Annotated in this window: 17 protein-coding genes; 1 reads left to right on the top strand and 16 read right to left on the bottom strand. The window is 29.2% G+C overall.

Annotated elements, in window-relative coordinates; translation table 11 throughout:
• Nucleotides 1-15: 15 nt before the first annotated feature.
• From Q0772_RS13580 to Q0772_RS13640, 13 genes are all read right to left on the bottom strand, one after another.
• Complete coding sequence (locus tag Q0772_RS13580; RefSeq protein ID WP_298345920.1) at nt 16-1,176, bottom strand: glycosyltransferase family 4 protein; 1,161 nt, start codon at nt 1,174-1,176, stop codon at nt 16-18.
• A gap of 184 nt (nt 1,177-1,360) precedes the next feature.
• Complete coding sequence (asnB, locus tag Q0772_RS13585) at nt 1,361-3,271, bottom strand: asparagine synthase (glutamine-hydrolyzing) (RefSeq protein ID WP_298345922.1); 1,911 nt, start codon at nt 3,269-3,271, stop codon at nt 1,361-1,363.
• Entirely contained in the window at nt 3,258-4,424 is a 1,167-nt protein-coding gene (locus Q0772_RS13590) for a glycosyltransferase family 1 protein (RefSeq protein ID WP_298345924.1), read from the bottom strand. Before Q0772_RS13590 ends, asnB begins: the two co-directional genes overlap by 14 nt.
• A gap of 2 nt (nt 4,425-4,426) precedes the next feature.
• Nucleotides 4,427-5,494: a glycosyltransferase gene (locus Q0772_RS13595; RefSeq protein ID WP_298345926.1), complete on the bottom strand. Its 1,068-nt coding sequence runs from the start codon at nt 5,492-5,494 to the stop codon at nt 4,427-4,429.
• Between the two features lie 18 nt (nt 5,495-5,512).
• The gene (locus Q0772_RS13600; protein ID WP_298345928.1) at nt 5,513-6,088 is read right to left on the bottom strand and encodes a serine acetyltransferase; all 576 of its coding nucleotides are present in this window, start codon (nt 6,086-6,088) and stop codon (nt 5,513-5,515) included.
• Nucleotides 6,085-7,287, bottom strand: a complete 1,203-nt coding sequence (locus tag Q0772_RS13605) for an O-antigen ligase family protein (protein ID WP_298345930.1) — start codon at nt 7,285-7,287, stop codon at nt 6,085-6,087. Before Q0772_RS13605 ends, Q0772_RS13600 begins: the two co-directional genes overlap by 4 nt.
• Nucleotides 7,288-8,361: a glycosyltransferase family 4 protein gene (locus Q0772_RS13610; protein WP_298345932.1), complete on the bottom strand. Its 1,074-nt coding sequence runs from the start codon at nt 8,359-8,361 to the stop codon at nt 7,288-7,290.
• Nucleotides 8,362-8,383: 22 nt separating this feature from the next.
• Nucleotides 8,384-9,343: a glycosyltransferase gene (locus Q0772_RS13615; RefSeq protein ID WP_298345933.1), complete on the bottom strand. Its 960-nt coding sequence runs from the start codon at nt 9,341-9,343 to the stop codon at nt 8,384-8,386.
• Between the two features lie 4 nt (nt 9,344-9,347).
• The gene (locus tag Q0772_RS13620) at nt 9,348-10,307 is read right to left on the bottom strand and encodes a glycosyltransferase (protein ID WP_298345935.1); all 960 of its coding nucleotides are present in this window, start codon (nt 10,305-10,307) and stop codon (nt 9,348-9,350) included.
• Nucleotides 10,304-11,797: a hypothetical protein gene (locus tag Q0772_RS13625; protein WP_298345937.1), complete on the bottom strand. Its 1,494-nt coding sequence runs from the start codon at nt 11,795-11,797 to the stop codon at nt 10,304-10,306. The genes Q0772_RS13620 and Q0772_RS13625 overlap by 4 nt, the downstream gene beginning before the upstream one ends.
• A 95-nt stretch (nt 11,798-11,892) precedes the next feature.
• Complete coding sequence (locus Q0772_RS13630; RefSeq protein ID WP_298345939.1) at nt 11,893-13,173, bottom strand: nucleotide sugar dehydrogenase; 1,281 nt, start codon at nt 13,171-13,173, stop codon at nt 11,893-11,895.
• Nucleotides 13,174-13,186: 13 nt separating this feature from the next.
• A complete protein-coding gene (locus tag Q0772_RS13635; protein WP_298345941.1) occupies nt 13,187-14,566 on the bottom strand; it encodes a nucleotide sugar dehydrogenase in 1,380 nt (459 codons plus the stop codon).
• A gap of 6 nt (nt 14,567-14,572) precedes the next feature.
• On the bottom strand, nt 14,573-15,556 hold the full coding sequence (locus tag Q0772_RS13640) for an SDR family oxidoreductase (protein WP_298345943.1): 984 nt from the start codon (nt 15,554-15,556) through the stop codon (nt 14,573-14,575).
• A gap of 551 nt (nt 15,557-16,107) precedes the next feature.
• Between Q0772_RS13640 and Q0772_RS13645 the strand changes: the two genes are divergently transcribed.
• On the top strand, nt 16,108-17,973 hold the full coding sequence (locus Q0772_RS13645) for an Ig-like domain-containing protein (protein WP_298345945.1): 1,866 nt from the start codon (nt 16,108-16,110) through the stop codon (nt 17,971-17,973).
• Between the two features lie 81 nt (nt 17,974-18,054).
• Here the strand turns inward: Q0772_RS13645 and Q0772_RS13650 are convergent, their stop codons facing one another.
• The 3 genes from Q0772_RS13650 to Q0772_RS13660 form a co-directional block, all read right to left on the bottom strand.
• On the bottom strand, nt 18,055-18,600 hold the full coding sequence (locus Q0772_RS13650; RefSeq protein ID WP_298345947.1) for a serine acetyltransferase: 546 nt from the start codon (nt 18,598-18,600) through the stop codon (nt 18,055-18,057).
• A gap of 36 nt (nt 18,601-18,636) precedes the next feature.
• Nucleotides 18,637-19,533: a glycosyltransferase family A protein gene (locus Q0772_RS13655; RefSeq protein ID WP_298345949.1), complete on the bottom strand. Its 897-nt coding sequence runs from the start codon at nt 19,531-19,533 to the stop codon at nt 18,637-18,639.
• A gap of 124 nt (nt 19,534-19,657) precedes the next feature.
• Nucleotides 19,658-21,175, bottom strand: coding sequence for a DUF6798 domain-containing protein (locus Q0772_RS13660; RefSeq protein WP_298345951.1), 1,518 nt, complete (start codon nt 21,173-21,175; stop codon nt 19,658-19,660).
• Nucleotides 21,176-21,198 lie beyond the last annotated feature (23 nt).

The following is a 21,198-nucleotide window of genomic DNA, read 5'->3' on the forward strand; positions in this document are numbered from 1 at the left end:
CAATAAACCTGTGAATTAGTCTCCTAAAAGATTATTATACTCTTCTAATAGCGCATTCCAAACAAATTCCCTGCTATATCTAGATACAATTAAATCCCTACAGTCATTGTTATGAAATGTTAATTCTTCTTTTGAGAATTCTAACATTTTTAAACGAAGAGTTTCTTTATTTTTCACAGGTATTATTGCTCCATTTTCGCCTTCAATAATAATTTCGTTACAGCCATTAATATCAGTAACAATACATGGTAATCCCATGGCTCCAGCTTGCATCACAACGTTTGGGAAACCTTCTCGATAACTAGGGAATGTTAAAACATTAGAAACAGCGTAATATGGTCTTACATCATTTACCCAGCCAGATGATATAATACTTTGATTCGTATTAATTATTTCTAAGGTATTTTTACTTAAAGGGTCTAGTTCTTCTTCATACGAGCCTACGAGTAATAATTTAATGTTTTTTATATTTGATTTACAGAGTTCATCAAAAGCGCCAATAAGCTCATTAATCCCTTTGTCGGCGACTAATCTTCCAACAAATAAAAAAACAAAATCATTTGGTTTTATACCTAGTTCACTTTTTAAATTTTCCTTAAAAGTATCACTGTAATCTTTCGGGTTAAAGTCAGAAACATTAATCCCATTAGAGCTACCGTTTGCAATAACCTTTAGTTTATCTTCTGTTGTAAATTTTTGATCTAAAATAATTTGTTTCAGTCCATTAGAATTTGGATAGATTTTTGACGCACAGGCATAAGTAACTTTTTCAACAAAATTTAATAATATTCGTTTTTTTCCTGTAGCAACTAATAATGGCAAACCTGCAATTGTATGTAATCTGTAGGGGACACCTGCCAGTTTAGCGGCGAGCATTCCAAGTGTACCAGCCTTGGGTGTATGTGTGTGGACTACATCTGGTTTTTCTTTTCTTAGTACTTTATACAATTTGTAAACAGCAATAATATCCTTTATAGGAGTTATTTTTCGAGTCATTTCAATTGGAATCGTTTTAACTCCTTCACTTTCTCCATATTTATCTAAATTCCAACCAGAACCTCCAGATGATGAAATTGCCACCATATCAAAATAATTTGACATGAATTTTAATTGGCCTTGCAATAAATCCCTCAAGGAACCAGATACAGTAGTAATTCTAATTATCTTTTTTTTCATGTGTGCAAACTTATAACAAAATATATTATTGTTTTTATTGATTGGTTTTTGTTTGAAAAATATTTGGTTACTGCAAGATTAATTGTTTTTGTTAATTTATTACACTTAAAAATTAAAGTAATATTTTCTCAAAAAATGTAAGTTAATATTCAGCTAACTTTACAAATTACTCCTCGTACTGAAATTAAATTTTTTCATAGGTATTATAATACCATTTTTGAAAGCAATAAAATGTCCAAACCTTAAAAGTATTATCCTCTTTACCAGATATATGATTCTTTACCAGATTTATCATATTATCTACATGAAAAATGTCTTGATCTATGAGTTCTTTTTCTGAGATATAGCTTTCTAATTCTGGCTTTAAACCCGCTTTTAACCAATCTCCAACAGGAGCGCCAAAGCCACTTTTACTCTTATCTAAAAAATCTTTTGGAAACTGATCTCTAAAAGCTTCTTTTAGAATAAACTTTTTGTCCCAACCTTTCATTAAAAAGTTCTCTGGGAGCTGATTAGTATAATTCCAAATTTTCTTGTTTAAAAAGGGAGCTCTACACTCAAGAGAATTTAACATACTAGTTCTATCAACTTTTACAAGCATGTCTCCTTCTAAACTTGTTACTTTATCAATAAACCTGAAATCTGATAGGCTTTTTGGGTGTTCAATTCCTGTATCTTCTTTGTATGTTGAAAATAAGTCTTGATTTATGTACTTAGGTAAAAGAAAATCATTAAGTGCCTCTTTTTGATAACCCAGCGATAATATATCCCAATAGTAATCGCCACCACTATAATCAATAGAATTTAGAAGTCTTTTAATTTGAAAACGCCTTCCTCTATTGTCATTGGAAGTTTTTAAAAGGGGAGTTGTGGTTCTTTTTATAAAATTATGTACTCCTTTAGGCACTAAATTAGTATAGTTAGTATTTAATTTTCCGATATAATACTTATTGTAACCACCAAAAACTTCATCACCACCATCACCTGTTAAAGCTACTTTTACATGCTCTTTAGTTCTATTTGAAACAAGATAGGTTGGGAGCGAGGAAGAATCAGAAAACGGTTCGTCAAAGTTTAAAAGTATTTTATTGACGTCATCAGTCAAATCCTTTTCATTGATTATAAATTCATGATGGTTACTATTAATAAGTTTAGCAACAACTCTTGATTTATCTGTTTCATCATATGATTTTTTTTCAAAACCTATTGAAAATGTATCTATTGGTTTTTGGGAATGTTGTGAAAGACATAGTGATACAACTGATGAGTCAACACCACCAGACAAAAAAGTTCCTATAGGCACATCTGAAACCGATCTGCTGATTACGCTTTCGTAAACTAATTTTTTGGTAGTTTTTTTTGCTTCTTCTAGAGAAATAGCTGCTTTTTTATCACTACTCTTTACTTCTTGTTCTATGGTATTTATAGTAAAAGCATTAGTGTTTAAATCAAACTCTATAAAATGATTTTGTTTTAATTTATGTATGTTTTCATAAATTGTATAAGGTGCAGGAATGTAGGTTAGTCTAAAATAAAGATTAAGACCAATACTATTAATCGCTGGTTTTGTCTTTATAAAATTTACAACAGATTTTAATTCTGAAGCCCAAACAAAATGCTCTTCATCTTTATAATAATATAATGGTTTTTCACCAAAGAAATCACGTGCTATATAGAGTTTGTTTATACGTTTATCATAGATGCTGAAACCAAACATACCATCCAGTTCTTTAAAAGAATCTACACCATACTTTTCATATAATTTTAGTATTACTTCGGTGTCACTAGTCGTAGTAAAGGTTACACCTTCATTTATCAGTTTAGTCTTTAATTCTCGGTAGTTATAAATCTCACCATTAAAAACAATAACCACTTGTTTATCATCAGAAAAAATAGGTTGCTTTCCAGAACTTAAATCTATAATTGAAAGCCTCCTCATTCCCAGAGCAATCGAATATGGTTTGTTAGACTCAACAAACACACCATCTTCATCTGGTCCGCGATGAATTATTAAGTCATTCATTGCATTTATATTCGCAGTTAAAGTTTCTTTACTTTCTTGCTTAAATTTTATATATCCGTTAATTCCGCACATTAGAGTTTGTTTTTAAATAAAAATTTTGCAATTGCATTGCGTTCTCATATATATCATATCCACCATTTTTTATCTTGGTGGAAGTATCATTTCTATTGTAATTGATACGATTTAATACTTCATCTGCCCATTGCTTTTCTGGTGCATCAAGCTCCTGAAAAGTTACTAACCCTGTAATATTAACTTCAGTTGTTACTGTACTAGAAGTTAAAATAGGTATACCTGATGCCTGAGCCTCAATTAATGTTACAGGTAACCCCTCATATAAAGAAGGGAAGAGAAAGAAATCAAAACCTTGAAGGAGTTCTGGGATATTTTTTTGTAAGCCTAAAAATAAAACTTGATCTTTAATATTTAATTTTTCAACTTCAGCTTTTATTTGAGGCATTAAGTTCCCAGTACCAACTAGTACTAGTATAGTATTTTTATCTTTTTTATAAATTTCATTAAAAATTTTAATCAGGAAAAAGTGATTTTTTTGTTCATTAAAACGTCCTACATGACCTATAACATTCTTATTCAAAATATTTAATCTCTTCTTAACTTTATGAGATTTTTTTTCGTCAAAAATAAATAGTGAGGAATTTATAGCATTATTAATAACCTTTACTTTTTTAGCATTCGCTTTTCCAAAGAGCCATTCTCCAGCTTTTATCCCACAAGAAAAATAATGATTAGCATATTTAGGAACTTTATGCCTAACTAAAGATTGGATAGCGTCTTTAATGGTAGCAGTAATATCTGTATTCTTTTTGAATATTTTTTTTATTACATATGGCTCTACTGCCAAATGACTATGAGCAATTCTTACTGGGACTCCTTTATTTTTAGCAACTTTTAGTATTATACTACTTAGGGCATTTAAATGAGAATGCACTATTGTATATTCTGGGTGGGTATCAAAAAAAGTATTTAACTTACTTTTATAACTTGAGTAATTTTTAGGGCTAATAGGAGGCATTCTGTAAATTTTACCACCTAAAGATTCAATTTCATCATCAAAAAAACCTCTTTCTTCTCTATGAAGCATAAAATCAAACTGAACTTTACTTCTGTCTACATGCCTATAATAATTCATTATCATGGTTTCTGCGCCTCCAAGGTTCATTATAGTTAAAACTTGCAAAACTCTAATGGGTTTCTGTTCTTTCATTTTTAATTGAATAACGCTTCGTATTGTTTAACAATTTTTTCCTTATTGAATTTGGATTCTACTGAACTTCTTATTCTCTCAGGTAGTAATTCTTTTCTATTATTTAGATAGAAGAGAAACTCTTCTTCTGTTTCGGCCAAATAACCATTTTCATTATGAGAAATGATTTCTTTAGTACCACCAGGAACATTAAATGCCAAAACGGGTGTGCCAACTATACAACTTTCCAATACAGTGTTAGGAAAACCTTCCACATAAGACCCTTGTAAAAATAAGTCATTTAGCCCCATATATTTTGACACCTCTTTTGTAAAGGGTATATAAGTAACTTTATTTTTTAAACTTTTGGCTTTAATAATATTAAATATTTCATCTTTGTAGGGGCCATCACCAATTATAGTATAATGGAAATCAAAATTTAATTTGGAAAGTAAGTTAATAACTCTTAAATGACCCTTTTCCTTACTTAACCTTCCAACTGTAATAAAATTAACAACTTCTGAGTTGTTAGCTTTAGTAGATTTTATTGGTGCCAAATTAGTTATTGGATTATTTATAATGTGAATTTTATCTTCAGGAACATTAAATATATTAACAAAATCTTGTGCCATGTCGTTTGATTGACAAATAATTTTATCAATCAATCCATAACTTTTATGTGATAAATATTCGTGCAAACTAAAAGATTCCTTTTTTGTTGATTCACTATGTACTTGATTCATTGAAGAAATGACACTCGCTTCTCTAATAATAAATTTAGTTTTTGGAAAAAAAGGAGACATTAATCCCATAACCGTATTAAGATGCCCAATTGAACTGACAACAACATCTGGTTTATGTCTTAATAAATACAAAAATATTTGAGGGACAGCATTTAGAACTCTACTTTTTTCAAGAAATTTTAAGTCTATATTTTCAATTGTATATGCAGCATCCTTTTTATAACCCGTAACTAAAAGTTTGCTATCGTATTTATTTCTATCGATGTTTTGAGCAACAAATGAAATCACACGTTCAGCACCTCCTGCAGTTAAAGTTGGTAAAATAAAAAGTATTTTTTTCTTTTTCATATAAATGATTTAAACATATTATATGTGCTTAATTATCCTTTTAATATCAATTGTTTTTATTTTTTCAGCAGGATTTCCTGCAAGTAAAATGCCGTCTTCTTCAAAAGATTTATTTACAACTGCGTTTGCACTTATAGCTATATTATTGCCAAGGGTTATATTTCCATATATTTTGGCTCCAGGACCAATATATACATTATCTCCAATTTGTGGTGCTTCTGGTTTACCCCCAGATGCGCCAATGTTTGTACATGCATGAATTCTGCAATTAGCACCAACTTTTGCATTACTATTAATTACAATGGTACCATAATGTACTATTGACAGTCCAGGACCAAAAACATTTTCCGGAATTGAAACCCCCAATTTAAGCGCTTGTTTTCTAAGTTTAATTTTGTGGTAATTATGTAAAACTTCACCAATTAAATTATTTGATTTACAATTTTTATAATATTCTACTTTTCGTAATCTTTTTTGAAATTCCCATATGTAGTTTGGTGCAATAATTTTTTTAATAATATTCTCGCTTTCAATACCTAATGCACGTTTGTCTGATGCTAAATAATGTAAGTAATCGTTTTTAGTTTTAATCATGACAAACTAGATTTAGGAATATTAGAATCTATAAAATATGCTAGATATACAAAAATCACTAATAAATAGGGTTGATTAATAATAGTTTGTAAACTTAACATGAACAAACAAAACCCTAAAAAAATTGATAGGGCAAAGAATCTTTGTTCGTAAGTAACTAGCATGATATTTTTAAAGTATTTAAACAATAAAAATAAAAAGAGTAATAATGGAAAAATACCAGCATCTGAAAAAATTGACAAATATGTATTATGCCCGTGATGATGCGCTCCAAAATCCAATCCATTCCCAAGCAATGGGCTTTCATATATATATTCCATTAATTGTTCTACAAACTCATCTCTACCAGAAGTACTAACGTTATCAAAATCTAGTTTCATAAGGTTTTCGAAATTTAGGATTTTTTCTTTCTGTCTAGGGTTCAAATCCACACCATCTAGTAACGAACTTAGATTAATCATTACTAAATAAAAACCTGCTAGTAAAAAGGGCAGGAGTAGAAGTCTTATTTTATTTAGGTACTTAAAATTTAATAGCGCAAATGACATTATAAAAACAACAAAACCTGTAGTTGAGTATGTTAAAAAAGTAGCATAAGCAGATATTAATAAAAAAGCAATTTTTAATAAAAACTGTATTTTAGTCTTGGGGTTAAAGCATTTAGAAACAAATATATATCCAAGAACACCTACAAAAGCTGCATTATTAGCATCTCCATAAATTCCTTGTGCTCTGTCTAAACCATAACTTAATTGTATACCCTTCTGATAAAAATCATAATCAAAATTAATAATTACAAAGTATATTAATAAAGAATTAGCAATAGTAAAGACTATTGTTAAGAGTATTTCTAGTTTAACTATATTTTCCCTAAATCGCAAGTAACTCAAGTGGCCTATACAGAATATCAAGGGAACTATGGAGGATAAAATAGCATATTTATATCCATTAATTACACTTGCAACAGAAACCATAAGGTAAAAAACTAAGAAGTAAGGTAGCCAAAGATTTCCTGTTTCTGTATGTGGAGCTCTTTTTTTTAATAAAAATACTGTGCCAATCATAATTAAGAGAATGTTGCCATAAGATAAGATTTGACCTATCGTTGGAGATAAAAACATAGATACCCATCCCTGAAAGTTAAGTGCACTCGCAGTAACAGGAAAAAGTAGGCATATATCGATAATTTTTTTCTTCAATTATAATTCACTTTTTATTAAGCTTTCCCATTTATTACAAACTAAATCTTCATCAAACTTTGATGCTATTTTACTTGTGCTACGAGATAATTTATCTCTTAATTGTTTATCCTCAACTAATCTATTAATTTGGAAAGCCATTTCGGTTTGATCTTGATCACTTACTAAAATACCATTTATATTATTCTCAATAATATCAGAAGGACCGCTTACACAATTATAAGAAACACACGCCATTCCTTGAAACATAGCCTCAATTAACACCATTGGTAATCCTTCATTTCTTGATGACAAAACAAATATTTCACTTTTTGACATTATATTTTGAACATCATCTCTTAAACCAGCAAAAACAACTTGATTTTCGATTTTTAAGTCTTTGGCTAACTGATACAAAAAATCATATCCACTAATTTTGGTTTCACCAACCAGCATTAACTTCCAATCTTTATGTTTGTCTAATACGGGTTTTATTAATTTTAATAGATTATCAAACCCCTTAATATGGTACTTATGCAATCCTCCTATTCCAAGAATGATTTTTTCCTTTTGAATAATACTATCACTTACTTGTTTAAAAGTACAAGGGTTTGTAACAATTACTGCGTTTGATTTATTTTTTTTATAAAATTCTAAATCATAGGAAGTTAGAATTGTAACATAATTAGCAAATCGATAAATATATTTCCTTGTAAAATTAACCAAACGTTTATTTGTACTAGTTCGCGCATGATTTGTATGTTCAGAGGCTATGATATGGATTCGAAATAATTTAGCAATTAAAATAGCGCTTAAACTGGTTTGGGTCATAAACGAAATTAATGCGTCTGGTCTGTTGTTTTTTATCCTATAGTATTTATATAACTCATGTATATATCTTAATGTTTGATTTTTAATGATACCACTATGGAGTTTTACAATTTTAATCTTAGGGTTTAATTCGTACTCGTGAGGCAATGAATAAGTTATTATTTTTATTTCATATCCTCGACTTGCCAAATTATTTGCTATAGTAACTAAAACACTCTCACCACCACCACGTCTCAAAGATGTAATTGTAAAATCTACTTTCATTTTTATTGATTTTGGTGGTTAATTAGTTTATCAACTTTTTTCTAAGTGCATCTAATTTAGAAAAAACTCTAAATAGAAAAAAAGGACTATATCTAGCAATTTTGGTATAGATATTATTATCTAAATTAGAGTTATAGTTTTTCTTAATTAATGCTTTTAAGAATTTTCTATGCTTATATTCAGGATCAAATTTTTTATTGTTAAAAAGTTCTTGATAATGGTGCAAAGCAAAAAAAGTAATGTATTTACTAGCTGCGTTATGAATTTTTTTACTGTGGAAACAATTTTCAATATTATCTTGAAAAATCCTTATTGCATCAATAGATTTTACGTTTTTTTCTCTATAAGAACCATGCATTATACTTGAGCTATTCTCAATAAAATAATTATAAAAAGGTTTATTTATGTAGCCCACTTTATTTATCCTTTTGAAAAAGTATGAGGTAAAAATCATATCCTCATAAATATAGTTTTCAATAAATCTTAAATCTTTAATTAAACTATATTTATAAATTCTTCTACAAACTGAAAAAAATTGATTTTCAATAATTCTAAGAGCATTCTCTTGCTTATTTTCTATAATAAATTTCTTTTCATCCGTTTTTATAGGATCCATAGTAGATTGAATATCGCATTCAATAATTTCAAGTTCGTGCTTAACAACATAACTCATCATTTCTTCATACATATTTAACTCAACCCAATCATCACTATCAATAAACGAAACGAAGTCACCAGTTACGTTTTCTAATCCTGTATTTCTGGCAGCACTTAAACCTCCATTTTTTTGATGAATTACTTTAATTCGTGGATCAGTTTTTTGCATCTTATCACACATGCTTCCACTAGAATCAACAGAACCATCATTAACTAATATTATTTCTAAATTTTCATAAGATTGATTTAAAAGACTATCAACACATCTTTTAAGATATTTCTCTACATTATAAACAGGAACAACTACACTAACTTTAAAATCCATAATACTAATTATATTTATTAATGCGATAAGCATTAATTTTGTGAAACATTGAATAAATATTAATTGGAAGAAGTTTAATAAGCTTAGTGTGAGTATTTACATTTTTTAAATTTGATTTATCTTGAATTAATTTTCTAATCTTTTTACGATAGTACTTGTCTTTATCTAAACCTGGGTTGCTGAATAATTCAATATAGTTATAAGTTAAATACTTAACTAATATATTATTAAGTATAGCTTTATTCTCATCATTTGTGGTGAGTTCTATAAGGTTATTATTTGTTTCCAAAATAACTTCAATGCCTTCAACTTTTTTTGCATTATAATTTGTTCTAGTAATACTTTCATTGTCTGAGGTGTATATGTAAAGTGGAAGATTAATATACCCCAAACGTTCAATTTTTTTATACACTTCTGATACAAACAAAGCATCTTGGTGGACTTTGCCATGGGCAAATTGAATATTTTTCAACAAATCGGAATCAAATAATTTTGTCCAGACATTATAAAACCCAGGCTTTTCTATTCTTGAAATTGCTTTGTCTATACTTTGAATTTCTATATTTATATTATCGTAATTTGGCTTTTTATAGCTAGTACTTTTTAAGAAATCGCACTCAACAACTTTTAAATCATGCTTTAAAATTGTTGACATTAAAATTTCATACATTTTGCTCTCAATAGTATCATCTCCATCCACAAAGCCAATATATTCGCCTGTTGCAACTTTTAGTCCTTTATTTCTTGCACTACTGGTTCCTTCATTTTCTTGATTAATTACAATAACTCTAGAATCTTGATTTTTATACCTATTGCATATAGCCAAACTACTATCTATTGAGCCGTCATTTACTAGGATTATTTCTATATTTTTATAGGTTTGACTAACAATACTTTCAATACATTTTGCAATGTATTTTTCGGCATTGTAAACAGGAATGATTATACTAATTTTAGGATTCATATAAACGGAATGTATTTTTTTAATCTATGAGAAAAATCACGAAAACCTTGACTTAGTAATAGTAATACAGGAATAAATATTAAAACTAATAGCAAATTAACCTTAATACCAATAAATACTAAATCAAAAAAATTAATTATTTCTGTTTGTATATAGTTGTTATAAATATAAAAGATTGCACAATATGCCATTATAAAAGCTAAAATATGTTTTGAAAAAGTAATCCAAAACGAAAGAAGAACATTTTCTTTAAATCCACTATTAAATAAATAATAGGTTTTCCATAATATTACAATCATTGTCATACTAACTGTTGTACCAAACATAATTCCAGCAATTCCCCATTTGTAACCAAAATATATAGAGATAAAGAGGTTAATTATAATTTGAACGATTGGAGCCCAAGTATCTGCAAACAATCCATAAGCATTAATGAAATTATCTATTGGGTTTCTTATCGTTAAAATAAACACATTAACTAATATTAGTAGAATAATATTATCATTTAAAATATACTCACTGCCCAACCAAAGCTTTATAAATGGAGACAAAAGGAAGTATAGATTTACAAATATAAAACCAGCTATTAAAACCCTAATTGCGATTAATTCCCAAAATACTTTTAAAATATTTTTTTTGTCATTTTCAGCTACTAAGTTTCCTACGCTAGCATTAGTATTTCCAAAAATTTGAGCAATTAAGTTATTGAGGTAGATAATTATCATGTTATAATTATCAAAGAGAGCTACACTTTTAATATTGACCAAGGAAAATATTAATATTTGATCCGTTCCAAAACTTATGAATGTAGATATTTTATGAACAAAGATTTGTTTGACTTTTTTTATTATTTTTTGATATTGTTCTCTGTTTTCAGATGTATCAAACTTAGCATTTATGTTAAGCCAAGGATAAATTCTTTTAATCTTATATCTAATGATTATGGTATAAATTATTGAAAAGACAAGCTCTAGGGTTATCCATAATATTAAGTCTTGATAATAATAGGCTAAAAGAGCTTGTAGTAATTGCTTAATTAATCGTGAACCTTGTAAATAAGAATTTATTAAATATCCCTTTTGATCTGCATAAAGTAAACTCTGGTGGTAATTGTAATAATACCCTAAAAGTGAAGATATTAAGAATGCGTAAAAACAATAATTTATTAGTATTAATGAGAATGAAGAATCATTAAAAATTTTACCAAAAAAAAGTGATAGTATAAAACCAGCAATCAATATAATAAGACCAACTCTTTTATAGAGATAGCCCATTAAGGCAATAATTTTATCTATTTCTTCTTTATTGTTATCAAATAGAGGTTTGTATAATGCAAAACCAATAGCTGTACTCACTCCAAGTTCAGCAAGATTTAGAAAGTTTAAAATACTTCCTACAGTGCCCGTAAGCCCCATAAAGTCAACACCAAGCTTATCAAGGAAAATCTTTCTTGTAAAGAATACAACAAATACAGATAAAACGTAAAACAATACATTTACCTTAGCATTTAAAAGTGTTTTTTGTATTCTAGACATCTTTTACAGCGGTTATAAATATATTGTTTGCCTAAATAATCTCTGTAAAATCACAGAGATTTATCAGCCTTATCTTTCAAAACGCCTTTAACGTCGTAAATAACCCCATTAGAATTTAATAGGTCTCTTAAATTTTCTTGTAAAAATTCTTTGTGGGCAACAGTAAGCACTACAGCATCAAATTTGTCATTAGGCATTGTTTGTGTAGTTTTTATACCATATTCATGCTCAACCTCCTCAGGGTTTGCCCAAGGGTCGTAAACCAATACATCAGCCCCATAACTTTTAATTTCATTTATTACATCAACAGCTTTTGTATTTCTAACATCCGGACAATTCTCTTTAAAAGTAATTCCTAGTGCAAGAACTTTTGCGCCTTTTACATTTATGTTTTTTTGAATTAATAGTTTTATAATTTCTGCTGCTACATATTGTCCCATGCCGTCATTTACGCGACGTCCTGCAAGTATAATTTCAGGATGATAACCTACTTCTTGGGCTTTTTGTGCTAAATAGTAAGGGTCTACACCAATACAATGTCCACCAACTAAACCGGGTTTAAAGGGTAAAAAATTCCATTTTGTTCCAGCAGCTTCTAATACTGAGTGCGTATCAATATCCATTAAATTAAATATTTTTGCAAGTTCATTTACAAATGCAATATTGATATCGCGCTGAGAATTTTCAATAACTTTTGCAGCTTCAGCAACTTTGATAGTAGGAGCAAGGTGAGTGCCTGCAGTTATTACACTCGCATATAAATTATTTACTTTTTCTCCAACTTCTGGAGTAGAACCAGCTGTAACTTTTAATATTTTTTCTACAGTATGAAGCTTATCGCCTGGATTTATCCTTTCAGGTGAATAACCAGCATAAAAATCTTTATTAAACTTCAAGCCACTCACTCTTTCTAGAACTGGAATACATTCATCTTCAGTGACTCCTGGGTAAACTGTAGATTCATATATAACTATATCTCCTGGTTTTAATACTTTTCCAACCGTTTCACTAGATTTATATAAAGGTGTTAAATCTGGTCTATTATTTTTATCTATTGGTGTGGGTACAGTAACAATGTAATAATTACAATCATTAATATCATTAATATCTGATGAGCAAAATAATCCCATCCCATCTTCAGATGACTGTTTCAAAACAGCTTTTAGATCTTCTGAAGCAACTTCCATAGTTGCGTCATTACCATTCATTAATTCATCAACTCTATTTTTATTTATATCAAAGCCTATTACATTAAACTTAGTAGCAAAAAGTCTTGCTAGAGGTAATCCTACATAACCTAAACCAATTATTGCAATTTTATCTTTATTCATGATATTTATTTTTTTATTGGCCTATTGAATAATATTCAAATCCAATTTTGTTCATTTTTTGTTTATCTAATAAGTTTCTACCATCAAATATGAAAGCAGGTTTTTTCATTTGATTATAAATTTTATTCCAATCAAAGGTTTTAAATTCATCCCACTCAGTCATTATTGCAATGGCATGTGCACCCTCAAAAGATTCATAAGGATCAGAAGTAAAGCTTATTGCGTTCTCATTTTCTTTTTCAGTTCTAGTATTCAAGTAATTTAAATCAACGATTACTTTTTCTTTTGATACTTTAGGGTCGTAAACTGAAATATTAGCTTGTTCATTTAGCAAGTGGTCTGCAACATAAATAGCTGCAGATTCTCTAGTATCGTTAGTATCTTTTTTAAATGCCCAACCTAGCATTGCTATCTTTTTCCCAGATACAGTATTATATAATGTTTTTATCAAACGATCTGCAAAACGCCTTTTTTGATAATCGTTCATTGAAATTACTTGTTCCCAATAATCAGCTACTTCATTTAAATTATAGCTTCGGGCAATATAAACTAGATTTAAGATATCTTTTTGAAAGCATGAGCCACCAAAACCAACAGAAGCGTTCAAGAATTTAGAACCAATTCTAGAATCCATACCAATAGCTTTTGCAACTTCTTGAACATTAGCCTCAGTATGTTCGCATAATTCTGAAATAGAATTAATAGAAGAAACACGTTGAGCTAGAAAGGCATTTGCAGTTAGTTTTGATAATTCAGACGACCAAATGTTGGTTCGTAAAATTTTATCATCATTAACCCAGCTCTTGTAAATATTGGCTAAGCTTTCTATAGCATCTTCAGATTGACCACCTATTAATACCCTATCTGGATTTAATAAATCCTGAATAGCAGTGCCTTCTGCTAAGAACTCAGGGTTAGATAATACACTGAAATTTACATCTGTACCCAAATTGTGAAGTATACTTTTTATAGCCTCGGCAGTTCTAACTGGTAAGGTAGACTTTTCAACAACTATCTTATTAGTAGTTGCTACCTCAGCAATATTTCTTGCACATAACTCCACGTATTTTAAATCCGCAGCCATACCTTTTCCCTTTCCATATGTTTTGGTAGGAGTATTAACTGAGATAAATATCATTTCTGCCTCGTCAATAGCTTTATTTATGTCGGTAGAGAAAAATAAATTTTTTCCTCTGGTATCTTTAACGATTTCAGATAAACCAGGTTCATAAATTGGAAGTTTCGATAAATCCTCATTATTCCAAGCATCAATTCTTTCAGAATTAATATCTACGATGGTTACTTGGATATTTGGGTTTTTTTTAGCAATAACTGCCATTGTAGGGCCTCCAACATATCCTGCCCCAATACAACAAATTTTATTGATTTTCATTTTTTATTATAGATGTTTCCAATACCAACTAACAGCTTCCTTAATACCGTTGTTAATATCAAATCTTGGTTTGTAATCTAGTAACTCTTTTGCTTTGTTAATTGATGCCAAAGAATGGGGTATATCACCAACTCGATTTTCACGATGTCTTATATCAATATTTTTTATTGATTCGTCAAATTCAGAAAGATATTTTTTTAGCAATGTAGCTAATTCTAGTAATGTAGTTCTTTCTCCATAAGCTACATTATAAACTGTGTTTAAAGCATTTTGATTCTCTGTAGTGATTGCCAGAATATTCATTTGAATCACATTTTCTATATAAGTGAAATCTCTAGAATAACTACCGTCTCCATTAATTATAGGAGATTCATGGCTTATAAATTGTTTTACAAATAAAGGTATGACTGCAGCATATGCACCATCCGGATCTTGTCTTCTGCCAAAAACATTAAAATATCTTAACCCAATGGTATCTAACCCATAAGCCTTATTAAAAATATCAGCATACAACTCATTAACATATTTAGTTATTGCATAAGGTGATAAAGGTTTTCCTATAACCTCCTCAACTTTTGGTAATGCTTCATGGTCTCCGTAAGTAGATGAGCTTGCTGCATAAACAAAGCGTTTCACTTTAGCATCTCGGGCAGCTACAAGCATATTTAAAAATCCAGATACATTAACATCATTAGTTGTAATGGGGTCATTTATTGATCTAGGGACAGAACCTAAAGCAGCTTGATGTAATATAAAATCTACATTCTTACTTGCCTTGTGACAATCATCTAGGTTCCTTATATCTCCTTCTATTAATGTGAAGAGATTATTTTTAAGAAAAGGTTCTATGTTTTCTTTCTTTCCAGTAGAAAAGTTATCTAAGCATATAGTTTTTATATTATTAGCAAGGAGCTTTTCACATAGATTAGAGCCTATAAATCCAGCACCTCCAGTTACCAAGACGGTTTTGTTTTGTAGATTTTTTGTCATTATAATTTGGGTTTATTTTAATAGCTGCCGCAAATATTAAAAAAAATATCTAAAGATTAACCATTATTATATTAACTAGGTGTTTTTTACGATTAAAATCATTAAAATATCATTTATCTATCTATTAATCGGTAAAAATAGTATTTCCTGAGTGATAACTTAGAATGTTAATACAGGTTTTAGAAGTTTGATAAAATAAAAAAGGGATTTAATTCAAATAGTTTTTTTACTAAATTATTCATTCACTAAAATTATTTATGTTATTACTATTATACAAGCTCAAAAAATCTTACATATAATTACTTATCACAAGTTTATTAACAACTCTTTTAAAAATCCGATTAACGACCTAAATTCGCGCCAAAATGTTTTATTTATTAAAATTCATGATCTTTTTTTTATTTCTAGACGTATATGAGCTTGAAAATAAATCGACAAAATGCATTTTATATTAAATTTATTACAAAAAAATCACTTTTTTCGATGAAATGCATAAAAATCCGATTTAAAGTATATATATTTGATTCCCCATTTAAACCTAAATTACTAAAATGAAAAACCTACTTTTAAATCCCAAAACATTGACTGTTATTTTACTTTTTTTACTTTTTTTGCCCTCTTGCAATAACGAAGAAGCATTCATTATAGATGAGTCTGCATTAATAGCTGAAGAAGAGACACAGGATGAAACTGAAGAAGTTAATACTGAGGATCAAGGTCAAGACCCTCAGGTTGAATTGGAAGATGATGATGTCTCAACTTTAGAAAATATTGCTTTAGATATAGAGCCGTATGTAAACGATGTAAATATTCCTACATTTATTGACTTTTCAAATACAAATCCATCTAATGGTGTTTTATCTATTGATAATAATCAAACACCAAACAACCTCATAGATGATTCTATTATATATACCCCAAACCCCGGTTTTTCAGGGCAAGATTCTTTTCAATATACAATTTGTGATAGCGCTAATTCAAATAATTGTGATACTGCTACTGTTACAATAATTGTACAACCAAGGGAAGAAGATATTGCAACAGAATTAAAAGCATTTCCAACTGCAGAAGGAGCTGGAGCTAATGCAACTGGTGGAAGAGGTGGTGATGTTAGGCATGTAACATCACTTGCTGATGACGGAAGTGTTGGTACGCTAAGGTGGGCAATTACCACTAGTAACAACAATACCCCAGTTACAGTTGTTTTTGATGTAAGTGGTACTATTAACACAGGTAGCTCTACACTTAACGTGGGGATTAATAATTTGACAATTGCAGGTCAAACTGCACCAGAAGGTGGTATAACAATTCAAGGTAAGTGGTTTGGTTTCTATCAGGCTGAAAACTTGATTATGAGATACATAAGAATAGTTAATACAGATTATTTTGAAAGTTCTCAAAAAAGTGCTGCTATGAATGGTTCGGGTTCTAATAATTGTATTTTGGATCATGTGTCAATGAGGTATGCTTGGATTACTCCAGGAATTACTGTACAAGATAATAATGATAGAAACAATGGAACTGGAGATTTTACAATACAAAGGTCTATTATAGCAGATTGTCATACTGGAGGAATAGTAGGAAGTGCTGTTGATGCACCCAGAGATGCTTTAGGGGGGAAAAATAGTGTGCATCATAACTTATTTGCACATGTAGATCATAGATTTCCTAATGTGTCAGGAATTTCTGAAGTAGAAATTGTTGAAAATGTAATTTATAACTACAGAAATAGATTAAGTACTTTTTTTAATCAATCAAAGTCTAACTTGATTAATAATACATATAAAGCAGGATCCGCTTCAAAAATTAGTGGAGGAGGATATAACAAGATAGGAGAATATATTAGTAATGGATCTCCGTTAGTTTATTCATCAGGTAATAGAAGAATAGATCCGTTTGGGAACTTAGAACCAAGTAATGATAATTGGGGAGACTTATTTGTAATATGGAGATCTAGCTTAGATCAGTCATCACCAGTGACGCCTCAGGACGAGGCATTGTACAGGCAATCAACTGAATTTCCAGACCTTGGTGTTCCAATTAGGCGATTAGGTACAGATAATGCGTATACATCAGTTTTATCCGATGTTGGAGCTAATAAATATCTAAAAGCAGATGGTACCTATGGAGTTTATTTAGATAGAAATGATTCTGAATATGTTGCAGACCCAATTAACGAAACTTGTTACCAATGTAAAGATAATGGTGATTTGCCAGATAAAACAGATTTAAGTCAGATTAGTTATCCAACAATACCAGAGAATACTAGGCCAGCGGGATATGATACGGATAAGGATGGTATGGCAGATATATGGGAAAATATTATGTTTGGAAACTTAAATTCTGATGGAAAAGGAGATAGTGATGGTGATGGATACTCTGACTTAGAAGAATTTTTAAATTCAGTTGACAAGTAGCGATGTTAGCTCGGTAATAAAAAAAGAGGTTTGGATATTCCAAACCTCTTTTTTTATTAAGCTTTGTTATTCATATAGAAGTTATAATTGGGGATGTATGTTGTTGATATACCCGTCTGTAGGATTTATTTTTTCTATTATTTTGGCAGGATTACCAATTACTAATGAATTATCAGGAACATCTACATTTAAAAATGTATTAGGTGCTATTAATACGTTATTTCCAATTGTAATTTTACCTACAATTACTGAGCCAGTCCCTATCCATACATAATTTCCTAAAGTAGGAGTGCCTTTTAATTTCCCTCTACTAGCTTTTCCAATTGTCGTTGAATGTGCTATGTTGCAGTTTTCTCCAATTTTTACAGCTTCATTTATAACAATAGTACCAAAGTGACCAATAAAAAAACCTTTTCCAATTTTAGTTTTTACAGGTATTTGAAAACCATATTTATATCCTAACCTCCGTAAAATTAACCTATAAGACAATCCTAGTAAAGAAAATTTATTTTTCTCTGAAGCTTTTCTGAGAAAATATAAATATCTAAATCCAGGTTCTTTTAACCCTTTAAATACTTTGTTTTCAGCACCATATCTATATAAATCTGCTCTTATTATTTTGTTCATTATTTTTTTTATTAAAAATATTAGTTTATGAAGTATTTATTTTTTTAAATTATCTTTCATAAAAACTAGAAAAGCTATGGGCAAAGAAATAACAACTATAAGTCGTGCTAGGTTGTTGTTTAGATTACTGAAAAATTGATTTTTACTATGCAATGTAAATCTTGTATAATGAACAGCAGTTTTAAAAAATGCTATGGGGTTTCTCCAAAAGTAGTCAATACAATCATTTAAAATACTTGTATGACCAATGGCTAGAGCTCTAGAAAACTTTTTTACCGGTGCAGAGGTATAGCTATCTTCTCCTGGGATATATATCCTTAAAGCTTTATTTATAAATCTTGTTTTATATTTTCTAGAAATCTTGTTCCAAATAACTCCCTCAGGATAAAGCTTAAGGTTTTCGGGTTCAGGAAAGGGAAACTCTTTAAGAATATCTGTTCTTTGAAAACCCCATTTTTCACCATCAACATTATGAATGTATTTTAATTCTATAGAATCAGAATCAAAGATGTCTTTTGGGTATTTTTGACCTACAATTTCTCCATTTTCATCTTTACATAATGCAGTAACAGCTGAAAAATTTGATTTATCCTCAATTCCTTCCCAAGTTATATTAAACACTTCTAATGCTTCGGGCACACAGCTATCATCACTATCTAATGGTAAAAAAAGTTTTCCTTTAGCCTCTTTGACACCTATATTAAAAGCAGTGTGCTTACCGCCATTTTCTTTTTTTATGTATCGTATTGGAAAAAAGTTTGATTCATTAATCCATTTGAGAACTATTTCCTCTGTGTTATCTGTAGATCCATCATCAACTATTAACCATTCAAAGTCTTTAAATATTTGCTTTTTTAAGCTATCATATACACGATGTATTTTATCTGCTCTATTATAGGTTGCTGTAAAAACTGTAAACTTGTAATTACTCATTAGTAGTTGTATTTATTTAAAGATTAAATAAAAAATGTATTTATTCGATTAAAAAAAATAATCGTTATCTTATTAAAGATAAATAGCTAATATATAAATAGCGTTTTAGATTAAAATAAAATGGTTAAATTTTATTATTAATCTTATATAAATAATACTGTTTGTTTTTGTAAATTAAGTTAAGATATTCCCCTAAGCTTTCTTCATTGGTTAATAAATAATTAATCTTATATTTTTTACTTAGTTTCTCTAAAGAATCTATATTCTTTACAGCCCCTTTTTTTGCTTCAACTCGATTATACCATTCATGGATTTTACTTAAATCAGCTGGAACAAATTTAAACAATACAAACCTGTCTCTTTCCATTTTTCTCGTCATGCTATACTCTTCAAGAGGACTAAATATTACAGCTTGCTTTTCAATATTATCTTTTATGTAATAACAAACATCATCAAACTCATCTAATTTTAAATAATTAAGAGATTTATTAATACGTGATAATAAAAGAGGCATAAGGGATATGCAAAACACCAAAATTAAAAAAAAGTATATTTTATTTAAATAATTACTCTTAATAGCATTATATAGCGACTTGGTTATCAAAAGCGTCAATACAAATGTAGATACAGTATTGATTCTGTAAGGGTAATATTTTAAAAAAGTTCCAGATTTATCAAAGTACGATATTGGAACTATAAGTAGTGTTATAAACAAAGAAATTATTGCAAAATTATAAAGAAATGATAACTCGTAATTTGATTTTTTATGAGATTTTAAATAAACTAAAATTACTAACCCTATTATAGCATAAGATACTCCAAATAAATGGTTATGTAAAAAATAATCTAAAGACTTAAAGAGAGTTGTATGGTGCGGGTTTCTATAATGTGTATATATCCAGTCTGAATTTGGTTTTAACGAAGGATCTACTTGAGTGGCAGATAATAGATATACTACAAATGGTCCTATTACAACAAAGTAAATTAGCGATTTTAATATGATAGATTTTAAGTTTTTTATAGATAATTTATCTAACGATATTAAAGTTAGCATAAGATATGCGAACATGTAAAAACCTACTAAAATATGAAAGTATGTAGCTATAATAAGAAAGACGATAGCCCTATAATCTCTCTTGTTTAAAATATTATATAAACCTAAAAGTGCAAACAAATAAGCAAATCCTTTGGCTTCGATACTTACTAACATCCAAGCTCCACCAAAAAGAGACTGGTGGTCAAGGAAAAGAAAGACTAAATGTGCTGCAATACAAAGATTGTTAAGCTTTATTTTCTTGTATATTTTACTTAAAACAAGCGAGTAGGCAATGATTAAAATCAATCTGAAGAAAATAGTCACTGTTTCAAATGAAAAATAACTTAGAAAAAATCCAACGATGTATTGATATAATAATCTAGCTCCAGAAGATTCGGAGAAAACAAAAGAGTTCTTTATCCATTCTGGATCATAAAAGGCTTTAGCTAGTTGTAGATAATTTTCTTCATTGTCACCTGGAATAAAACCTAAGTAATAAATCGAAAGAATGATTGCTAAAATCTGCCATGATTTAAATCTTTCTACAAATTGGTTAAAGTCTAGGTTTGATAAAAAAACGTTAGTTCTATTTATGATTGAAGTCATTTCTTTTTTTTTAGATGAAAATC

Origin of the sequence: uncultured Algibacter sp. (assembly GCF_947490405.1) — a bacterium.
GTDB lineage: Bacteria > Bacteroidota > Bacteroidia > Flavobacteriales > Flavobacteriaceae > Algibacter_B.